Annotated in this window: 19 protein-coding genes; 10 read left to right on the top strand and 9 right to left on the bottom strand. The window is 50.0% G+C overall.

The annotated features are described in order from the left end of the window. Positions 1-65: 65 nt before the first annotated feature. From AC0YOB_RS19240 to AC0YOB_RS19215, 6 genes are all read right to left on the bottom strand, one after another. Positions 66-941 carry a sugar phosphate isomerase/epimerase family protein gene (locus AC0YOB_RS19240; protein ID WP_475794147.1) on the bottom strand — a complete coding sequence of 292 codons (876 nt, stop codon included), beginning with the start codon at positions 939-941 and terminating at the stop codon, positions 66-68. Positions 942-956: 15 nt separating this feature from the next. Continuing rightward, the gene (locus tag AC0YOB_RS19235) at positions 957-2,024 is read right to left on the bottom strand and encodes a Gfo/Idh/MocA family protein (protein ID WP_475794146.1); all 1,068 of its coding nucleotides are present in this window, start codon (positions 2,022-2,024) and stop codon (positions 957-959) included. 42 nt (positions 2,025-2,066) lie between these two features. Beyond that, positions 2,067-3,716: a type 2 periplasmic-binding domain-containing protein gene (locus tag AC0YOB_RS19230; protein ID WP_475794145.1), complete on the bottom strand. Its 1,650-nt coding sequence runs from the start codon at positions 3,714-3,716 to the stop codon at positions 2,067-2,069. Between the two features lie 72 nt (positions 3,717-3,788). Next, complete coding sequence (locus AC0YOB_RS19225) at positions 3,789-4,685, bottom strand: carbohydrate ABC transporter permease (RefSeq protein WP_475794144.1); 897 nt, start codon at positions 4,683-4,685, stop codon at positions 3,789-3,791. Positions 4,686-4,695: 10 nt separating this feature from the next. Then, the gene (locus AC0YOB_RS19220; protein WP_475794143.1) at positions 4,696-5,622 is read right to left on the bottom strand and encodes an ABC transporter permease; all 927 of its coding nucleotides are present in this window, start codon (positions 5,620-5,622) and stop codon (positions 4,696-4,698) included. Positions 5,623-5,847: 225 nt separating this feature from the next. Continuing rightward, a complete protein-coding gene (locus AC0YOB_RS19215) occupies positions 5,848-8,142 on the bottom strand; it encodes a helix-turn-helix domain-containing protein (protein WP_475794142.1) in 2,295 nt (764 codons plus the stop codon). A gap of 130 nt (positions 8,143-8,272) precedes the next feature. Here AC0YOB_RS19215 and AC0YOB_RS19210 point away from each other — a divergent pair, with 130 nt between their 5' ends. From AC0YOB_RS19210 to AC0YOB_RS19170, 9 genes are all read left to right on the top strand, one after another. After that, positions 8,273-9,025: a hypothetical protein gene (locus tag AC0YOB_RS19210; protein WP_475794141.1), complete on the top strand. Its 753-nt coding sequence runs from the start codon at positions 8,273-8,275 to the stop codon at positions 9,023-9,025. Positions 9,026-9,359: 334 nt separating this feature from the next. After that, complete coding sequence (locus tag AC0YOB_RS19205; RefSeq protein ID WP_475794140.1) at positions 9,360-9,827, top strand: hypothetical protein; 468 nt, start codon at positions 9,360-9,362, stop codon at positions 9,825-9,827. After that, the gene (locus AC0YOB_RS19200) at positions 9,824-10,834 is read left to right on the top strand and encodes a CehA/McbA family metallohydrolase (protein ID WP_475794139.1); all 1,011 of its coding nucleotides are present in this window, start codon (positions 9,824-9,826) and stop codon (positions 10,832-10,834) included. The genes AC0YOB_RS19205 and AC0YOB_RS19200 overlap by 4 nt, the downstream gene beginning before the upstream one ends. Next, a complete protein-coding gene (locus AC0YOB_RS19195) occupies positions 10,831-11,577 on the top strand; it encodes a glycerophosphodiester phosphodiesterase (RefSeq protein WP_475794138.1) in 747 nt (248 codons plus the stop codon). The genes AC0YOB_RS19200 and AC0YOB_RS19195 overlap by 4 nt, the downstream gene beginning before the upstream one ends. After that, positions 11,567-12,571, top strand: a complete 1,005-nt coding sequence (locus AC0YOB_RS19190; RefSeq protein WP_475794137.1) for a LacI family DNA-binding transcriptional regulator — start codon at positions 11,567-11,569, stop codon at positions 12,569-12,571. Before AC0YOB_RS19195 ends, AC0YOB_RS19190 begins: the two co-directional genes overlap by 11 nt. Before the next feature lie 15 nt (positions 12,572-12,586). Then, the gene (locus AC0YOB_RS19185) at positions 12,587-13,411 is read left to right on the top strand and encodes an ABC transporter permease (RefSeq protein ID WP_475794136.1); all 825 of its coding nucleotides are present in this window, start codon (positions 12,587-12,589) and stop codon (positions 13,409-13,411) included. Between the two features lie 45 nt (positions 13,412-13,456). Further along, positions 13,457-14,497 (top strand): ABC transporter ATP-binding protein, encoded by a 1,041-nt coding sequence (locus AC0YOB_RS19180; protein WP_475794135.1) that lies wholly within the window; start codon positions 13,457-13,459, stop codon positions 14,495-14,497. 24 nt (positions 14,498-14,521) lie between these two features. Beyond that, positions 14,522-15,715: an extracellular solute-binding protein gene (locus AC0YOB_RS19175; RefSeq protein WP_475794134.1), complete on the top strand. Its 1,194-nt coding sequence runs from the start codon at positions 14,522-14,524 to the stop codon at positions 15,713-15,715. After that, a complete protein-coding gene (locus tag AC0YOB_RS19170) occupies positions 15,712-16,551 on the top strand; it encodes an ABC transporter permease (RefSeq protein WP_475794133.1) in 840 nt (279 codons plus the stop codon). The genes AC0YOB_RS19175 and AC0YOB_RS19170 overlap by 4 nt, the downstream gene beginning before the upstream one ends. Positions 16,552-16,823: 272 nt before the next feature. Here the strand turns inward: AC0YOB_RS19170 and AC0YOB_RS19165 are convergent, their stop codons facing one another. From AC0YOB_RS19165 to AC0YOB_RS19155, 3 genes are all read right to left on the bottom strand, one after another. Continuing rightward, positions 16,824-17,012 carry a hypothetical protein gene (locus tag AC0YOB_RS19165; protein ID WP_475794132.1) on the bottom strand — a complete coding sequence of 63 codons (189 nt, stop codon included), beginning with the start codon at positions 17,010-17,012 and terminating at the stop codon, positions 16,824-16,826. 129 nt (positions 17,013-17,141) lie between these two features. Further along, positions 17,142-17,711, bottom strand: a complete 570-nt coding sequence (locus tag AC0YOB_RS19160; protein WP_475794131.1) for a beta-class carbonic anhydrase — start codon at positions 17,709-17,711, stop codon at positions 17,142-17,144. A 353-nt stretch (positions 17,712-18,064) separates the two neighbouring features. Next, complete coding sequence (locus AC0YOB_RS19155; RefSeq protein WP_210039164.1) at positions 18,065-18,283, bottom strand: DUF1540 domain-containing protein; 219 nt, start codon at positions 18,281-18,283, stop codon at positions 18,065-18,067. Between the two features lie 131 nt (positions 18,284-18,414). Here AC0YOB_RS19155 and AC0YOB_RS19150 point away from each other — a divergent pair, with 131 nt between their 5' ends. After that, positions 18,415-18,822 (top strand): VOC family protein, encoded by a 408-nt coding sequence (locus AC0YOB_RS19150; protein WP_475794130.1) that lies wholly within the window; start codon positions 18,415-18,417, stop codon positions 18,820-18,822. Positions 18,823-19,113 lie beyond the last annotated feature (291 nt).

The raw sequence follows: 19,113 nt of genomic DNA, 5'->3' as shown, positions 1-19,113 counted from the left end.
GGCCGTACGGAGACATCAAAATCCCTATCCGGCGATATAAGCCGGATAGGGGTTTTTGTATTACATTACCTAAACTGCTTAAGAAAATGAACCGCCTTCGCGATATCCGCTTCGGGATTATTCCCGACTTCGCGCTCTATAGTGAGATAGCCCGTGTAGCCGATATCCTGGAGGGCTTGAATATAGGCCGGCCAGTCGATCTGGCCTTCCCCAAGCGGCACTTCACGGAAGAATCTGCCCCCCTCTGCCAATTGGGCCAGCTTCTCATGGCTGAGCGGTTCGAACCCCAACGAGCCATAGATGATGCGCGGGTCGACCTGATGCAGACGAATGCCGTCCTTCGCATGTGTATGAACGATATACTCCTTCAAATTATGAACGCCCTGTACGGGGTCGTCTCCGGTCACCATGACCATATTGGCCGGATCGAAATTGACTGACAAGCCGTTCGTGCCAAGCGTATCCAGGAAGCTTTTCAGATGAAGAGATGTTTCCGGTCCGCTTTCGATGGCAAAATAGGCATTCACGCCCGTCGCGTAGCTGCTGAGTTCATCACAGGCTTGCTGCATCGAATCATAAACTTCGCTGTTCGGATCATCCGGCACGATTCCGATATGGGTAGTGACGATGTTCGTGCCCAGCTCTACGGCCAGATCGAGAATCCGTTTGGACTTCTCAATTTTCCAGGCGTTCTCGTTCCTGTCCTGGAAGCCGTGTCCGGCAAGATCGCCCACCAGTGCCGAAATTTCCAATCCAAGCGAGTCGATATAATCCTTTAATTCTTTCCGCTGCGCGGCGGAAAGGTTGTCCGGGTCCATCTCTCCGCTAACGGCATAGATCTGGACGCCGTCCGCACCAACCTTTTTTGCTTTGACCAAGCCTTCGAGCAATCCTGTCTGGAAGCCGTCGACGATAACGCCAATTTTATTCGGAATTCCCAAATTCGTCACCCTTTTCTATTGAGGCTGGAAATGAACTTCTTCTCCTTTGGCTGCAGACTCGTAGATGCCGCACAATATTTTCATGATCTCTACGCCGTCCTCCACCGGACTGATAGGCTTGCGGCCCGTTTTGACATTCTCGATGAAATGATCAACCTCCGCCTGAAAGGCGCGGGTGAAATTGAGTCCCAATGAATCGACCTGCGGCGTAATGTTGACAATCGTATCGTATTTCTCCGTCACAATGCTGATTTCCGGATCGATCTCAAGCCCGCCCTTCGTTCCGTACAGCTTGACTGAGCTTTCGTCCTGCTTGGCGTGCAGAGTGAAGCTGACGTCGACAAGAAGCGACGCGCCGTTCTCGAAACGGATGAGGGCGTTCGTCATATCTTCGACTGTATTAAGATCCGCATTGTAGTCCGCAGCTTTATAGAACGACAGGTTCCGGATGTTGGAACGGTTGCCCAGCTTGCGGTAGGAATTGCCGCTGACCGATTTTACTTTCGGCCGGCCCATCATATACCAGCACAGATCGATGATATGGACACCGATGTCGATCAGTGGGCCGCCGCCGGAACGCTCAATGTCGGAGAACCAGCCGCCAGGATTGCCAAAACGGCGGATAATGGACGCTTTGGCGTAATAGATTTCGCCGACATCGCCGTTAATGACAAACTCGCGCAGCATCTGCGCATTGGGGTCATAGCGGCGGACGAAGCCGACCTGAAGGACTTTGCCGGAGGCGAATACGGCCTCCTGGAGGTCCAAAGCTTCTTCAACCGTGCGGCACAAGGGCTTCTCAACCAGTACATGCTTGCCCGCGTGAACAGCCGCCTTGCTGATTGGCGCATGTGTGTTGTTCCAGGTGCAGACGCTTACCGCATCGATATCGGGATTGGCCAGCAGCTCGTTGTAATCTGTATAGACATGGGTAGCGCCGTATTTCTTCGCCGCTTTCGCCGCTCTTTCCTCATTCAAATCACAAATGGCAAATATTTCGACCTCCGGATTGGCTTTGTAGCCGTTAAGATGAGCTTCGGATATGGATCCCGCGCCGATAACGCCGATTTTTATCATAGTCATTTCTGTTTCAATCTCCTTCCAAATCCCGGATCGTCTCTATTATTATTTCCCGACATTATAGGCTTTCTGATAAATTTCCAAATAACGATCTACCTGCAGAGAGTTGAAACCATCCAGATAGCTGTCCCATTCCTTGTTGATATCCTTTGAGCCTGTAGCGAACTGTACCATATTTTCTTCAATATATTTATTTATATTGATTTTCAGCAGGGACACTTCTTCGGCCTCCGCAGGATCGACCCAGGCTGCTTCCGAAATAAATTGCTCTTTCGGTTCGAAGCCATCGTATTTCTTGGTCGCATTGTACAATCTGCGTTCATAGCCTTCAGGCGTATTCTCATCAATAGCTGTTCCGAAGGAATCTCTGAACGTTCTTGTCATTAGCAGCGGCCCTCTCTCACCCCAGCCGTAATGGATCTTGTCTTCCGGTTTAACATCAGGGTCGTCGGGAATCATCGCATATTTTGCCGGTTGGCCGTTCAAATCGATATCCTCCGGTCCGCCTTTTTTCCATTGGACGCCTTCCTTTCCTTTGGAAGAGAACAAGGTTCCTTCCTCCGAATAGAGATAATCGGCCAGTTTGATCAAGGCTGCGGCTTTCTCCCCTTTTGCTTTGTCCGTGATCGCAAAAGCGAAATTATTGGCATTGCCGTAGTCGGTCGAGGTAAATTGTGCACCCTGTGGTCCTTTGAGTGGCGGAACCACGCTGTAATCTTTGGATTTGTCCGAAGCCAAATCAACGAAGATGGCGGAGTGGCTTGCTGCGGCTCCTCCAAGAACGGCTTCGCCTTCCGGCGTGCCCAGCTGCTTCAAAGCATCGGCATTCTGAGTAAAGGTTCCCGGATCGATTAATCCTTCTTTATAGAGGGAAGCCACATAGGCAAGGCCCGCTTTCCATTCCGGCTGCATCGGGCCAAGCGAAAGCTTGCCATCGTTGACGTTGATATAATCTTTGCCGTTATCAGGGAGGAAGGAGCTCATCAAAAACTGAATCGGGTTGTCTCCCGCCTGTTTGCTTTCCCCGCTTAATGGAATTTCATCCTGCTTGCCGTTTCCATTAGGATCGTTATTTTTGAACGCTTCCAATACCTTCTTGTATTCGTCTGTCGTGGTTGGCATGTCCAGGTTCAGTTTCTTCAACCACTGCGTGTTGATCCACATTTTCCCGTAAACCGAGCAATGGTAGCATTCGCTTACCAGTGGAAGGCCGTAAATGTCCCCATTTGGCGCGGTAACATTATTTTTCAGATAAGGAATTTCATCAATGGCTTTTTGAATATGGGGCGCATTTTCTTTGATCAGATCGTTGAGGGGGAGGAACACGCCTTCCTTGCCGTATCGCTGTGCCTCAACCTTGGAGATATTGTCCAGCCATGTAACCAGAAAATATGCATCCGGATAATCGCCGCTCGCCAGTGAAAGCTGGCGTTTTTCTTTTGCGGCATCCTGGTTGGCAAATTCCCAGTTGATTATAATATTGAATTTCTGTTCAACAAGTTTCGTAAATTCATTCTCGCTGAAATCCCCGTCACCAGGGAACTTGGGGGTGAAAATCGTTACCTGAACGGGACCCTCCGAGCCGGCGTTATTACTTGCTGCAGGGTCTGGCTTGTCCTTGGTTGGAACACATCCGGCTACGAGCAGGAGTACAGCCAGTAGAACCGGCAAGCTAATGAATGAGACCTTTTTCATGCCAACAACTCCTTTTTTTTAGAGATCTATATAAATCACAACGTTACACAGTGTAAACCATCCAAGTGGTCCTTATCCTTTTATGGAGCCAATCAGCATCCCTTTGACGAAATGCTTTTGCACAAAAGGGTATAAGATCAGGACCGGCAGGCTCGAAACGACAATCAGCGAATATTTCATTAACTCTTTGAGACCCTGCAGCCGTAATACCTCTTGAATATTGGTTGAGATATCGGTGTTTAATATCAGGATGCTTCTTAAAATGATTTGCAGCGGAAACAGCTCTTCCGATTTCAAATAAATCAAGGCATCAAAATACATATTCCATTTCATGACCGCGTACATCAGTACAAGCACGGCAATAATCGGCCTGGCCAAGGGCAAAACGACTTTATAAATAAATGTAATGTCGCTGCAGCCATCCATCTCGCTTGCTTCCACTAATTCATCAGGAATAGAGGATTGGAAGAACGTCCGGGTGATAATGACCTGGAAAACCGTCAATGCCTGAGGCAGCAGGAGCGCCCAGATGGTGTCGATAATATTCAAGCTTTTGACGACGAGATACAGCGGAATTAATCCGCCGTCGAAGATCATCGTAAAAACAAGCAGTATCATAATAAAACGACGTCCATAGAAGGTTTTTCTCGAAAGCGGATAAGCCAGCATGATGGTGATGCTGACACTGATGAGAGTACCGACGGCTGTATAGAACAACGAATTCGTGAACCCTCGCAGGATCTGGGGATTCTGAAGCACCGTCGAGTACCCAAGCAGGGTCGGATCTACCGGAAACAGCCATACGCGTCCTGATGTGACGGCTGCCGGACTGCTGAATGAAGCGCTAACAATATAGATAAGCGGATACAGCACGACTAACAGAACGAGAATCAGGAAGACGTAAATAGCTCCGATAAAAATCCGGTCAGTTATGGATTCCTTTATTCTTCCGGCTGTCTTTGACTTCATAGCTGTTCACCTACCATAAGCTTGATGACGAGAATCTTCTTGAAATGGCGTTAGCCGAAATAATGATGACGAAGTTGACAATGGAGTTGAATAATCCGACAGCTGCCGCAAAACTGAAGTTCGCCCCAAGCAGGCCGACCTTATAGACATAAGTCGCTATAATTTCGGATGAATTAATGTTCAACTGGTTCTGCAAAAGATAAACCTTCTCAAATCCAATTGACATAATATTACCAATATTCAAAATTAACAAGACAATAATGACGGGTAAAATACCGGGAATATCGACATTCATGATTTTCTGAAAACGATTGGCTCCGTCTACTTTAGCGGCTTCATACAGCTGGGGATCTACACCGGCGAGAGCAGCCAAATAAATAATCGTCGAATATCCCGTATTCTGCCACACATCAGACCAGACATATAAGGATTTGAAATAAGCGGGTTCCCCAAGGAAGTTAACCCGGTCAACACCAAACAAACCGAGAATATTATTGACAAGCCCTGCGGAAGGCGATAAAAACAGGATAATGATGGAGACCATTATGACAGTGGAAATGAAGTAAGGCGCATACGTAACGGTTTGAACCCATTTCTTGAAACGGGCATGTTGAATTTCATTCAGGGCCAATGCGAGAATAATGGGGCAAATAAAACCGGTAATCAAGCCGTAAATACTAAGACCTAATGTGTTCTTCAATAACAAAATAAAGTTGGGGCCATCGAAGAAGTAATTGAAATACTTCATGCCTGCCCAATCGCTGCCGGCGATGCCCTTCACTACGCTATAATCCTTGAACGCAATGATAATCCCGGCCATGGGAATATACTTGAATGTGATCAGGAAGGCTAGCGGAATCAGAGCGATGAGATACAGCTGCCAGTGCTTCTTTACTTTCTTCCATACAATCGGATGATGTTGTGCTTTTGCTTCCATATTACCCCCCATTTGTTATGCGTTTTCATATTGCTTGCTTCAGCAGCGAACACTCTGCCCCCTGTGATAACGCTATCGTAATGGATGGCGGAAATCTTGAAAAGATACGCTTTTTTACAGACGTACACGCAAAAAAGCCCTTGATACCAAGGGCTTGAGGGTAGGAAGCCGGGTTTACCGTACACTAAATATGCAGGGTACAATTTATTGAAAGCGATGAATCCGCTACAAATTTTTCATCATTTTCTGGAATTCCGACGGTGAAGCGCCTGTATTTCGTTTGAAGGCCCGCCGGAAGGAGTGAGCGCTGTTGTACCCGGATTGCAGCGCGATCTCCTCGATGGAATCTCCGGTTTGAGTCAATTTGGCTTTGGCAAAGTTGATTCTCATATCCTCAATATAATCGGAAATATTGACTCCCACATGCTCTTTGAAAATCAGGGGCACCATCTTTTCAGGAAAGCCAATCGCTTCGGCTATTTGATGCAGGGTCAGATCCGGGACATGGAAATTTTGTTTAATCCATTCCTTCATTTCCTGAATCACTTGTTTGCCGGCTACGAACTTTCGTTCATGGATATGCAGCGTAATTTTTGTGAAGCTTTCTCTAATTTGTCCCAGTCCATTTATAAAATCATTTTTCCTGGACATCATTTCTTCAATGCCGGCTGAGATATCATCAATGACCACCTGATTAAGCTGTGTTGTTTTCGCAAGGATTCGCAAAAGCGTGCCGTTCAGGGACGCCAGCAGCTGATTGCCGATTTGAGGAGTCAATACCCGATACTCGACATTCTCGATGTATACTTTATCAAGCATCTCATGAACGTCACGGGCATCTCCATTAGCTGCGGCGTTAATGAGACGAAGCTCCAGCTCGATGGGGTAGTAATAATCAATATTTCTCTCCTTGAAATGATCCACATATTTATACAAGGAAGGCTGCTGATTCATCGATTGAATAAAAGGCAGGCTCATAGTGGCCTGGTCATAGGATTTGTGAATATCGGTAATCTGCCTGAACCCTTGTCCCAGCCCGATATTCACTTTTAAGCTATAGTTCTCCTCCATCCGTTTGACTAATAAGGCCAGTGTCTCACGGAGGGCTTCCTCCTCTTGAAGCGAAGGCTGTTTAGGATAAGAGAGCAGGAAGACAACCTGATCGACATCCACATTGGAATAGAGAACCTCTCCATGGAAAGCATCCGTCAATTCATTATGAATAAACAGCTGCGCCACATTCATCTCATCCATCATTTCCTTATCCATGGCATTCAGCAGATGAATGATCTGGACAATTCCCACATAACCGAAAGCACCTCTTATCGGTATATTGGCTTGTTCGATTAATTTTAGCGCCTCTTTGGAAGAGGTTAGTTCTTCAAAAACCAGTTTGCGTATGACGGTATCCTGAAGAATGGGCAGCTGGCTCTGAATTTGGTTCTTGAGACTGTCATTATTGGCGATGATGTCTTCCACATTGCTATTCAGGAATTCATAGGGATCGATTGACCTTGTCTCGGAGAATCTCATGATGCCCAGCAGCCGGTTCAGAGGAATGCTGTGTCTGTAAGAAAAGAGCAAGGCGATTGCAAGTCCCACTATAATCGTGACGATTGAAGCAAGGATGTTGAAAGTCTGAATATAACTGACATCCTCCGATAAATTCTGTTTGGATAAGGCGGCCACGTAGGTCCATTGGTTTCGGCTTGACTTGGCATCTATATAAATAAATTTTTTGTCATTGTTATTGATCGAGAATGTATTGGAGCTCCCATCATAGCTCAACATATTCTCGTCCACGTTATTGGTAAGAATGATGTTTTTCTGATCATCGTATACAAACACGGAGCCGCCGTATTGGGAAGAAATCCGGTCCAACAAGGAAGTGATTTCTTTCTCGTCAATCATAACGACAACATTTGCTTTTGGATTCGCGGTGCTGTTGAATGGAATGGATTGTACATAGGTGATGACCGACTCTGTGTTTTTCCCTGTATTCGCTATCGCGGAGGAAAAATAATGATGGGAGAGATAGGCTTGATTGATTTTGTTATTCCATTCATCATAACCCATTCCTTCGTAGGAATGGCCCAGATAATAATCCTTTGGCCGAACATAGGAGGATTCAGGAGTTACGATCGTATCGATTTGATTAAAGTACAGATAGAAATTTCGAAAAAAGGTGTTTGTCGACCAGTAGGGATAAATGCTGTTTCGAACTTTATAAATATTGTAAGCATAATTCTTGTCGGTCGTGGACTCCTGGTACATCAGCTGATTCACTTCAGGGTTTAAAGACATCTGATAGACAAAGTTCTCGGTGTCATCGATTTTCTTGTCAATGATGCTGATGGTCTGGTTCAGCAGGTCTTTGCTGTTCTCGGCCGCATTGTCTTTTATCCGGTTGATGCTGACCTGATACACGATAAAGCTGGCAGCCAGCGGCATAATCAGAATCAATATATAGGATAATAAAAACTTCCTGAAAATTTGTATATTTGTAAAGTAGCCAAACACGCACATACCTCCTTTCAGCCAGTCTTACACAGCCTTAATCATATATGATATAGTAGAAGGCATCGTTTGATCAACTCTCAAAAATGACAAACCATATACCACAGATGGAAGAAAAAGTAGGGGATTTATTATGTACAGCAGATGGCTGAAATGGGGTATATGCGCGCTCGTGATCGCGCTGCTTGCGGGATGTGCGAATGGTTCGGCCCATGTCTCGCTCCACAAGGACGGCAGTGCGGATCTGGACATGAAGGTCACCTTGAAGGAGAGCACGCAGAAGCTCGTAGGCGGCAAGCTGGGGGAGATGCTGCAGGCCAAGGCTGAGGAGCTGGGCATTGACTATGAGACCCGGGAACAGGGCACCGGGACTGATTATTTGCTCCACAAAAGCTTCGGTTCCCTGCAGGAGGGCATCAAGCAGTGGAACTTCGCGGATCAACAAAATATCGTCAAAACGACGAAGCACTTCTTTTACACCCGGGTTGAAATCCGCCTGACGGTCGATATCGGAAAATATCTTGATCCGCTGATCCGGAATCAGGACTGGCTGAAGGTGCCGGATACCCTTATCAAGCTTGCACTTTCGCAGCTCAATCTTGATTTTCTGCTCACGCTGCCGATCTCCACCTTCGGAAATAATAACGCTGATCATGTTGATGGCCATACAATGAAATGGGACCTATCGATGACAAAGCCGACAGAGATCCAGTTCGCGTTCCTGATCCCCAATATCAAGCATATCCTGATTGGTGCAGGGATTCTGCTGGTGGTGGCCGTGCTGCTGGTTATTCTGCTCATAAGAAGAGTCACAAGCAGAAACCGCCGGAAAAAAGAGATGATTGCTCCTGCTCCCGAAGAGAAGCGCGACGGGGATGAAGAATGATCAGAATTTCAACCTCAACGGAAGAGAGAACCGCACGATCACTCCATGTGATTGATGCGGTTTTTTTCTTGAAAAGAGAAAATATAAATAATCACCATATTATCCTTATATTATATTGTGAACAAGCATAGCTTAGCCCGTCAGTGGACGAAAGACCGCCGTTTCTTCCCGTTTTTCGGGTATGACGGGTCGCTTGGATGGATTCATACCTTGTCGTCGTTCCCGCGCATCTTTACAAACTGTTATTGTCCAGAAGACATTGCTCTAATAAATGAGGGTTAAATTATAGCCATGGGACCGTTCCCACAATAATGACATCAGGGGGGATACTCTCATGCTGATTGATATACAAACGACTGTTAAACCGGGAGACTCCCGGACGCATATCCGATACCCGTTTACACTGGACGAGCCTGCTCATGCTCTGCGGATCCGTTTTGAATATTCGCCCAAGCTGCTGGAGGACGATAGCAAGGCGCGCAGATTACTGGAACAAAGCATGGAGCTGTATGTCCTGCCGGAGCAAAGAGAACTGGCTATAGCCGGGATCGACCGCTACTTGCCGCTGAGCAATCTCATCACCTTATCGGTGGACGATCCGGACGGCTATCGTGGAGCTTGCCACCGGCACGATCCGAAGCAGCAATTCCTGCTTTCGCATAGCGAGGCTTCCCCGGGACTTGCGAAGGGAAGAATTGGAGCGGGGGAATGGACAATAACGCTTAGCTTCCATTCCATCGTTACGGAGGAATGTACCTATCATTTGGAAGCATGGATTCCGGAGGAGGAAGAGAAGCCATGAAATGGTTAGCCTGCGAGCTTCATACCCACACGCTTCACAGCGACGGAAAGCAGACGCTGCATGAACTGGCGGCCGGAGCGGCCAAGCTCGGCTTCGACGCCCTTGCGCTCACCGATCATAACACGATGTCCGGTCTGGCGGACAAGGAAGCGGTGGAGCAGGCCACGGGACTGGTCATTCTTCCGGGCATGGAATGGACAACGTTCTATGGCCATATGGTCACCGTCGGGCTGTCGGCATTCGCGGACTGGCGCGAGGCGAACCGGGGCAATATCCACAGCGGCGTATCCTCCGTTCAGCACCACGGGGGAGCTGCGGGGCTTGCCCATCCGTTCCGGATAGGAAGTCCGGCTTGTACAGGCTGCTACTGGGAATACGAGGTGGATGACTGGAATAGCTTCGATTATATCGAGGTGTGGTCGGGAACCTTCGCTCCGATCAAGACGGATAATTCACGCGCATTCTCGCTGTGGACGGATAAGCTGAACGAGGGCTATCGTCTGGCGGCAACCTCGGGACGTGATTGGCACGAACAATCAGAGACGGATGAGCCGGTCTCTGTCACGTATTTGGGACTGGAAGACGAAGCGGGTCAGGTAAGCGAAGAAGCGGTGAAGGCGCTTCGTCAGGGGCGGGTATCGGTCACGATCGGCCCTCTCGTTACATTGGAGCTGGAGGCGACCGAGGGCGGACCGGCTTACGGGCTTGGGAGCATCGTACCGGCCGGTGAGGCCAGTACTTCCGCCCGCATCACGATAGATTTCGCTGTCCGCAGCGGATTGTGGGACCTGCCAAATCCGGATTACCGCATCCTCCTGACGAGCAATAACGGAGTCTTGGAGGAGCGTCCGCTTGAAGCATCCGGTGGAATGCAGGATCTGCATTTCTCCGTGCACCGGGAAGGGCTGCTGTGGATCCGGGCCGAATTGCGGGGAATCGTCCGGGGCGTCAGGACGATGGTCGCTTTTACGAACGCTATTTACTTTGAACAGGAGCTGGTGACATGATCGAATTTCCGCTTGTGACGGCCCATACCGGATGTATGGGCATGCCGGACAACTCTGCTGCTTCCGCCCGTGAAGGGCTTTCGCTGGGGGCCGATGTTATCGAGGATGACATCCGGGTCACCCGCGACGGAATTCCCGTACTGAGCCACGATGACCGGGTAGGGTTGGCCGATGGGCGGGAGGGAAGCCTGTCGGGTCTGACGCTTCAGGAACTGAACGAAGGATTGGCGGCGCCGATTGTCCTTCTGGAGACGGTGCTCAAGCTGCTGGATAGCTATCCGGGCGCGCGAATGAATCTCGACCTCAAGACGGATGACAGCATCGGGCCGGCTGCCGCTCTGGTCCGGAAGCTCGGTATCGTCGACCGGGTGTTTCTGACCGGCTGCGAATATGACAGAGCCCTGCAGGCGAACAGCCATGATCATGGAATCGCGAAGCTGTTGAACGCAGATATCAACAGCTTCAGGAACAACGAATATATGGACGCGGTCAGTCAGGCTTGCCGGGAAGCGGCAGACTCCGGCTGCTTCGGCCTCAATGTACCCTATCAGATAGTTCGGCCCGAACTCATGGACTTTGCTGCCGATAAAGGGCTGTCCGTCTTTATCTGGACGGTCAACGAGGCGCAGGAAATGAAAAAGTACGCCGCGATGGGCGTAGATTCCATAACAACCAGAGACGTTGCGGCATTGCTGCTTGTCAAACAACAATGGCGAAAAGAGAGTGCGGCGGATGAGCTATAACATCAAAGAAATCGCTTCGATGGCCGGGGTGTCCAAATCGACCGCATCAAGAGTCATCTCAGGCAAAGGCTATGCCAGTCAGGAAGTGCGGGACCGCGTCCTCGGAGTTGTGGAGCAGCTGCAATACAAGCCGAACGCGGTGGCAAGAGCGATGGTCGCCAAACGGACGAACAACATCGGAGTGATCGTCTTCCGCGAGAAACAGCCGATCGTCTCCCATCCGCTGTATGGCAAGCTGATCGATTCCATCCTGATGGCTGCCGAACGGCGGGGCTACTCGGTATTTCTCAAGACCGATCAGGAGATGTCGGTGCGTTCAACCGATTACATGCTGGAGCAGCGCGTCGACGGTCTCATTCTGATCAGCAGGCTGCAGAAGAACGTCATCGACCACGTCAAAAAATTCAATGTGCCCTATCTGATGGTGAACGGCTCGACCGACGATCCGGACGTAATTCATCTCGTCAGCAATGACGAGGTGGGCGGAGGACGGGCGGCAGCCTACCTGCATGGGCTCGGACACCGGAAGTTTTTCGTCATCGCCGGTCCGCAGGAGCATCGAAGCCATAATTTGCGGCTGAAGGGCTTTCGGCTGGGTCTGCAGCAGCTGGGCGTCGACGAATCGGATGTGTCCGTCATTCCTTCTATGGAATCGGACTTTGCGCATGGCTGCCGTCTCATGGACGAGCATTGGGAGACATTCAATTGCGGCGGATATACCGTCCTCTTCACCACGAACGATATGCTGGCGCTTGGCGCCATGAAGGTTCTGCTGGAAAAATCCGTCCAGATCCCCGGGCAGGTGGCGGTTATGGGCTTTGACGATATTGATTTTGCAGCCGCATATACGCCATCGCTCACAACGGTAAAGGTGGATACGGACCGGATGGGTCATGACGCCGTCGATCTGCTTGATCGTCTGATTCACCAGGATCAGGACCTGTCCAAGCTGTACGAATACGCAAGCGAAATCATGCTTCGCCAATCGACTTAGGAAGGAGGGAATTTCTTGGGATGGTATTTTAAAGCCGTCGGCAAACGAAGGATCATTGAATTTCTTCTCCTGACGGTGTTCGCCGTGTTTTTCGCCGGTCCGCTGCTGAATCTGGTCGTACTGGCTTTCAGCGATCAGTGGAACTACCCCAATATGCTGCCGCAGCAGTGGTCTTTCCGATGGTGGGACTTCGTACTGAAGCAGGATGATATTGCCCAATCGATCGGGCTGTCTTTTATGATCGCGGCAATAGTGACGGCGCTGTCCATCGTTCTGTGCGTTCCCGCAGCTTATGCGTTCGCCCGCATCCGCTTTCCGTTTAAAAGAGTGTTTCTATTCTCGTTCCTGCTGACGCACGCGTTTCCGAAGATGGGACTTTATGTGTCGATAGCAGTGCTCTTCTATAAGGTGGGGCTGATGAACACGCTGCTGGGAGTCGTACTCATTCATATGATCAATGTGCTGATGTTCATGACCTGGATCCCGACGGCCGCCTTCCGCAATGTGCAGGCTCCGCAGGAGGAATCCGCCCGGGATGTCGGAGCAAATCCCTTCCGGGTATTCCGGAGTATTACGCTGCCGATGGCCATGCCCGGCATTATCGTGGCGTCGGTGTTTACCTTCTTGAATTCGCTTGATGAAGCACAGGGCACGTTCCTCGTCGGGATTCCCGATTACAAGACGATGCCGGTTATCATGTATTCGATTATTTCGGACTTTCCGAGCAGCGCCGGCGCAGTATTCTCGATAATTTTGACGGCGCCGACCATCATTCTGCTGCTGGCTGCACAGCGTCTTGTGAGCGCGGACGTGCTCGCCAGCGGATTTCAAGTGAAGTAACGGTTTTGGGCACATCGTGTTTCGTTAGGAGGAGGATTGGAATAGATGAGCATTCAATTAGCCGTCCGCGGCATGACCAAACGGTACAAAACGGGCGAGGGCGTCTCCGGCATCAACCTTGAGGTGAATAAAGGCGAGCTGGTGACGCTGCTCGGACCATCCGGCTGCGGAAAAACAACCGTGCTTCGCAGTATCGGAGGCTTTCTCGAGCCCGATTCGGGAGATATCCTGATCGAAGGCCAAAGCGTGATCAAGCTGCCGCCAGAGAAACGCCCGACTTCGATGGTGTTCCAAAGCTACAATCTATGGCCGCATATGTCCGTATTCGACAATCTGGCCTTCGGCCTGAAGATTCGCCGTATGCCAAAAGCGGATATCAAGAGCGCGGTCGCGGATGCGCTTCGGCTTGTGCGTCTGCCCGGGGCGGAGAAGAAGTTTCCGGGTCAGCTGTCGGGAGGCCAGCAGCAGCGGGTAGCTTTGGCTCGGTCGCTGCTGCTCAAGCCGGCTGTGCTGCTGCTGGACGAGCCCTTCTCCGCACTCGATGCGAAGCTGAGGCATGAGATGCGGGAAGAGCTGAGGGAGATTCAGACGCAGACCGGCCTTACGATGGTGTTCGTCACCCATGATCAGGAAGAGGCGCTGTCCTTGTCGGACCGGATCGTTGTCATGAATCATGGCCATATTGAACAAATTGCGCAGCCGCAGCACATTTACAACGAGCCGGAGACGCTATACGTCGCCGAGTTTATTGGCAAAATGAATTTCCTGGAGGGGGTGGTGGACGAAGAACGGATTCGGGTAGGGCCGCTTGCATGGCCGAACACGAAACGTCTTTCGGGACAAGTCAAGGTGGCCGTGAGGCCGGAGGACGTCAGTCTGGGCAAGGAACCTTTTCAAGGGCAGGGTCTGACCGGGACAATAAAGCAAATTATGATTCTCGGGCATTATGCCGAAGTATCGGTCGAATTGGACAAGCACGGAGTAATTCGGAGTTTTCAATCCAAGGAAGCTGTCCAGCTGCTTAAGGCGGGACAGAAGGTTCATGTTGGCTTTGCTGCTATGATCGCTTATCCAAATAAACGATGAGTAAACTTTAGGAGGATGATTGGGATGATACGCTTGAAAAAGACATTGACGACGTTGTGCGCACTGACGTTGACCGTAATGGTCATGGCCGGCTGCGGCAGCAAGGATAACTCAAATACAGAGGGGACTCCGGCTGCGGCCAACAACACAACTTCCAACGCCGCTTCGCCTGCTGGGAACGCAGAACCGGTAGAATTCCAGTTTTATTTTACGGGCTCCCAGAACGTGAAGGATCTGTGGGATACGCTGATCCCGATGTTCGAGAAGCAGAACGATAAAGTCAAAGTAAAAGAGGTCTATATTCCTTCCGGAACGGGCTCCGAATCGACCTATGACCGGATTTTGGCTGCCAAGCAGGCAGGCAAGGGCTCCGGCGATATCGATCTCTACGAGGACGGCATCAACGTAGTTACCCAGGGCGGCAAAGACGATGTCTGGTCCGCGCTTGACACTGCCGGCATTCCTAACCTCGCCAATATCGATGAAGAGACGATGAGCGATGTTTCCAATCTGGCTGTTCCGTACCGTTCTTCCGCTGTCCTGCTTGCCTATGACAGCTCGAAGGTAACCAACCCCCCAACCACCCTGGATGAATTGCTGGAGTGGATCAAACAAAATCCGGAGAAATTCGCCTATAACGATCCGTCCACCGGCGGTGCCGGAAGCTCTTTTGTCACCACTGTGCTTTACAAGGATTTGCCAGAGGAAGATATTCATAACAGCGATCCTGCCATTATGGCAAAGTGGGACAGCGGCTTCAATACGTTGAAGGAGCTTGGCAAATATGTGTACGGCAAAGGGATTTATCCGAAGAAGAATCAGGGTACGCTTGATCTGCTGACCAGCGGAGAAGTGGAAATGATTCCGGCCTGGTCGGATATGGTGCTCCAGCAGCTGAATGAGAAGCTGCTTCCGGACACGGTGAAAATGCAGCAAATTACGCCGGGCTTCAACGGCGGACCGACTTATCTGATGGTGAACAAGCTTTCCGAGAAGAAAGACGCCGTCAACCAGTTTCTGAATTTCGTTCTGTCTCCGGAAGCGCAAGCGGTTATCGTGGACAAAATGAACGGTTTCCCGGGCATTCAGCTCACGCAAATGTCGCAGGAGATGCAGGATAAATTCAAAGGCGTTTCCGAAGGATTCCGCACATTCAATATCGGGGATCTCGGCACCGAAATCAACAAACGCTGGCAGAGCGACGTAGCTGCGCAATGAGGAAGGAAGTCAAGCAAGCGATAGCGGGGCTGATTATGGTCAGCCCTTCTTTTCTTCTTCTGCTGATCATTGTCGTCATTCCGATCGTACAGTCTCTCATCTCCAGTCTCGGCAACGACTCGGGCGGTTACGATCTGAGCCGCTACCAGTTCCTGTTCACGGATAAAGGGATGCGCTCGAACATCATTTTCACGATTAAGGTTACTCTCCTGTCCTGTGCATTGGTGCTGCTGGTCAGCTACTCGATGGCGCTTTATATGCGGTTCAGCTCGGGAAAGCTGGTCGATTGGATCCGCAAAACGTATATGATACCCTTGTTCATTCCGGGTGTAATCGCCACATACGGGCTGATGAATCTTCTGGGCAATCACGGCTGGCTGGCCCGGCTGCTGATGCCGCTCGGGATCGTCCTGCCGCGAATTATTTTCGATGAGAAGGGCATCATTATAGCGAACTTATGGTTTAATATTCCGTTCGCAACGATGCTGCTGAGCTCTGCGTTGGCAGGTATTCCGGCTTCGATCATCGAGAGCGCGCGCGACATGGGCGCAGGCAAGCTGCGGATTTTTCTGCGCTTCATCTTTCCCTTGTCCTACAAGACCTTTCTTGTTGCGATGACTTTTGTGTTCATGGGCGTTATCGGTTCCTTTACCGCGCCGTTTCTATTGGGCGCCAACTCGCCTCAAATGCTCGGCGTGTCCATGCAGCAGGTATTCGGCGTGTTCCAGGAACGCGAGCAGGCCGCTGCGATGGCATTCTTCACCTTCCTGCTGTGCTCGGTGCTGGGATTCTTCTACATTCGTTCGATGGCAAAAGAAGAGGCAGCCAATGGTTGACGGCTGACAAACAAGAAGAAACGGCTGCCGCCGTCCTGTTGCGGCGCCGTTAGATTCTTCCCTTCGACCTTATAGAAAGGTGCAGGCGTAAAACTTATACATTTTATAAGGTCGATAAAGGACGGTCTCCAGGCTCGATTTGATCCTGAAGACCGTCCTTTTGCTGCTCGGGTATGGCGCTGAACAGGCTAAGCCCCTCCAAGCGTGTAGGTATACTCCGGCTTGGAAGGGTCATCGGCATTATTCACGAAATATAGCGTGCTGCCTTCGCGCTACATGTACTTCAACTGATCGCCGGAATAAGAAATATCTTTTTTCTCCGCAAAATCCTGCTCCTCAGCCGTCAGCAGCTTCTTGTAGAGGAGAGTGCCGGTTCCTGTCGCACGGTCAATGAGCGTGAGCAGCCCTTTCCGGTTGGGCATGAGCAGCCGCAGGTAAAAGCAGCACGGACGATAAGGCAAGCGCAAGCCATCTCTTTTTTTTCATGAGGCTCTCCCTCCTGGAATGAGTTTGTCAGTATTACCCACTCCTAAGACGGGAAGGCCGGATCAAATGTTGACAATGCCTATATGATCCATCCGGTCACTGAATCAGGGCGATTCCCTGTAATTCTCCATCAAGAGCTCCAGCGCGCCTGTCTCGGGATGGATCAGAAGACCATGAACAAGTACGGACTGGGGCACCAGCGGATGATTGCGGATGAGCGAAACACTGTGCTTCACACCCTCCTCAGGGCTTGAGAAGCCCTTCAGGGACCGGTCCATCCTGATCCCTGCGTTCTCCAGGGTCGAGATAGCCAGGTCAGGAATCCCATGCTGCCGGAATTTCTCGACCATTGCAGCGGAATCCAGATTGGTCATCCCGCAGCCATGATGGCCGATGACGAGCACCTCGCGCGCATCCATCTCATAGATCGCGACCAGAATACTGCGCATGGCGCTGCCGAAAGGCTGCGTGAGGATAGCGCCGGCATTTTTAATGATTTTGGCGTCGCCGTTCCGCAGGTTGAGCGCCCTTGGCAGCAGCTCGCTCAAGCGGGTATCCATGCAGGAGAGGATAGCTATTTTTTTCTCGGGGAACCTGTCGGTCAAATAGGCTTCATACTGCTTCTGTTCCACGAATTGTTTGTTGAATTCCATAAGTGTGGGTAACAATGACATCGAGATTCCTCCCCCTTCCTTTTATTAATTATTCTCCCAAAAAGCAGCCGAGTCAAACATGAAGAATTCGTTAATAATGGAGAAATGCGAGCATCAATCTCCACAAAAAAAGGCGGCAGGGCTCAAACTTATCAAAATGGCGCAGGGCAGCACAAGAAGAACCGGCTGTCGCCGTCCGCGGGCTGCTTAGCCCAGTTTCTTCCCTCAGAAATAGAAGCAGCATATAGCCATTTTTTAATCCTGCTTATCGTGTAAATAAAAAAGCAAACTCACCGCTTACATAAGTTTGCTTAGCCTGGCATATATCCGATTGTGGTAACCGGCACACTGTAAGCCACCCGCTTGAATTCCGCTTAATGAGTACGCTCCTGAAACGTGTGGCAGCAGGTATCGGTTACGCCACCAGCAGAATCCTGATGCTTTGTGTCGTATTTCCCGCTTCCTGAGCCTTGCGGAAGCGGGCTGTTTGCATGCGTATTGATCTCGATCATAATCGTCTCCGCCACGCAGTTGTTGCCGGATTCCCAATGCTGACAATTTGCAACACTGCATTTCACCATAGGATGTTCCATTGCAGGTTCACCTCTCCTTAAGTGTCGTGTATGTGTACATACCACGGATATGGACAGATTAAACACGGAGCGTATATGATTCATTATATTAGCACTCGCAGAAATACAAATAAACGAAGGGAGCAAACATCATGTCCGATTCGTATAAACCGCGTAATTACAGCACCGTAACGTCTTATTTCATTGCAAAGGATGCCGCAGGCCTGATGGACTTTCTTAAGCAGGTTTTTTATGCGGAGGAGCTCAGCCGCAATTCGGATATCGAAGGTAGAATTACACATGCCGAGGTTCGCATTGGCGATTCAATTATTGAGCTGTCGGAGGCCAATGATCAATTTCCGGCAAGAACCAATACGCTTCATCTTTTTGTCGCTGATACAGATGAATGCTACACACGCGCTCTGGCAGCGGGTGCAGCCTCACTCTATGCGCCGGCAAACATGCCGTACGGAGAACGAAGCGGAGGAATCGAGGACCCCTTCGGCAACCACTGGTACCTCGCTACGTTCACGGGCGGAGAAGGAAATGGTTACGATTGATCGTTTAAACATAGAGTTGTTCTTCACCATGATTGAACCAGATCTGCAGAATTAGCAAGAAAAGTGGCTGTCCATCAGTGCAGCCTCTTTTCTTGCTTCTTTTTTGTGTATAGATTTCAATGTGCGGACGCATGCCCTTCAACAGCTTATTTGGCTTTTTCGCAGCTCTTTCCTCTTTTTTTTCACAGATCTACTCGCTTCATCAGCTGCATTCATAGTCGGCAATAACGGTCCTGTCAAGCATAATTGTAACTCTTACATTCAGTATTTCATCAATAATTCTTCTCTTCC

This window comes from Paenibacillus sp. JT31N17 (assembly GCF_056269255.1).
The sequence above is the reverse complement of the archived record's forward strand: the minus strand, read 5'-3'. Positions and strand labels throughout refer to the sequence as shown.

Coding starts and splice junctions, on each gene's coding strand:
- AC0YOB_RS19155 (WP_210039164.1), bottom strand. CDS start 18,283: ATGGAACATCCTATGGTGAAATGCAGTGTTGCAAATTGTCAGCATTGG.
- AC0YOB_RS19175 (WP_475794134.1), top strand. CDS start 14,522: ATGATACGCTTGAAAAAGACATTGACGACGTTGTGCGCACTGACGTTG.
- AC0YOB_RS19225 (WP_475794144.1), bottom strand. CDS start 4,685: ATGAAGTCAAAGACAGCCGGAAGAATAAAGGAATCCATAACTGACCGG.
- AC0YOB_RS19170 (WP_475794133.1), top strand. CDS start 15,712: ATGAGGAAGGAAGTCAAGCAAGCGATAGCGGGGCTGATTATGGTCAGC.
- AC0YOB_RS19220 (WP_475794143.1), bottom strand. CDS start 5,622: ATGGAAGCAAAAGCACAACATCATCCGATTGTATGGAAGAAAGTAAAG.
- AC0YOB_RS19235 (WP_475794146.1), bottom strand. CDS start 2,024: ATGACTATGATAAAAATCGGCGTTATCGGCGCGGGATCCATATCCGAA.
- AC0YOB_RS19195 (WP_475794138.1), top strand. CDS start 10,831: ATGATCGAATTTCCGCTTGTGACGGCCCATACCGGATGTATGGGCATG.
- AC0YOB_RS19150 (WP_475794130.1), top strand. CDS start 18,415: ATGTCCGATTCGTATAAACCGCGTAATTACAGCACCGTAACGTCTTAT.
- AC0YOB_RS19200 (WP_475794139.1), top strand. CDS start 9,824: ATGAAATGGTTAGCCTGCGAGCTTCATACCCACACGCTTCACAGCGAC.
- AC0YOB_RS19230 (WP_475794145.1), bottom strand. CDS start 3,716: ATGAAAAAGGTCTCATTCATTAGCTTGCCGGTTCTACTGGCTGTACTC.
- AC0YOB_RS19210 (WP_475794141.1), top strand. CDS start 8,273: ATGTACAGCAGATGGCTGAAATGGGGTATATGCGCGCTCGTGATCGCG.
- AC0YOB_RS19205 (WP_475794140.1), top strand. CDS start 9,360: ATGCTGATTGATATACAAACGACTGTTAAACCGGGAGACTCCCGGACG.
- AC0YOB_RS19180 (WP_475794135.1), top strand. CDS start 13,457: ATGAGCATTCAATTAGCCGTCCGCGGCATGACCAAACGGTACAAAACG.
- AC0YOB_RS19190 (WP_475794137.1), top strand. CDS start 11,567: ATGAGCTATAACATCAAAGAAATCGCTTCGATGGCCGGGGTGTCCAAA.
- AC0YOB_RS19160 (WP_475794131.1), bottom strand. CDS start 17,711: ATGTCATTGTTACCCACACTTATGGAATTCAACAAACAATTCGTGGAA.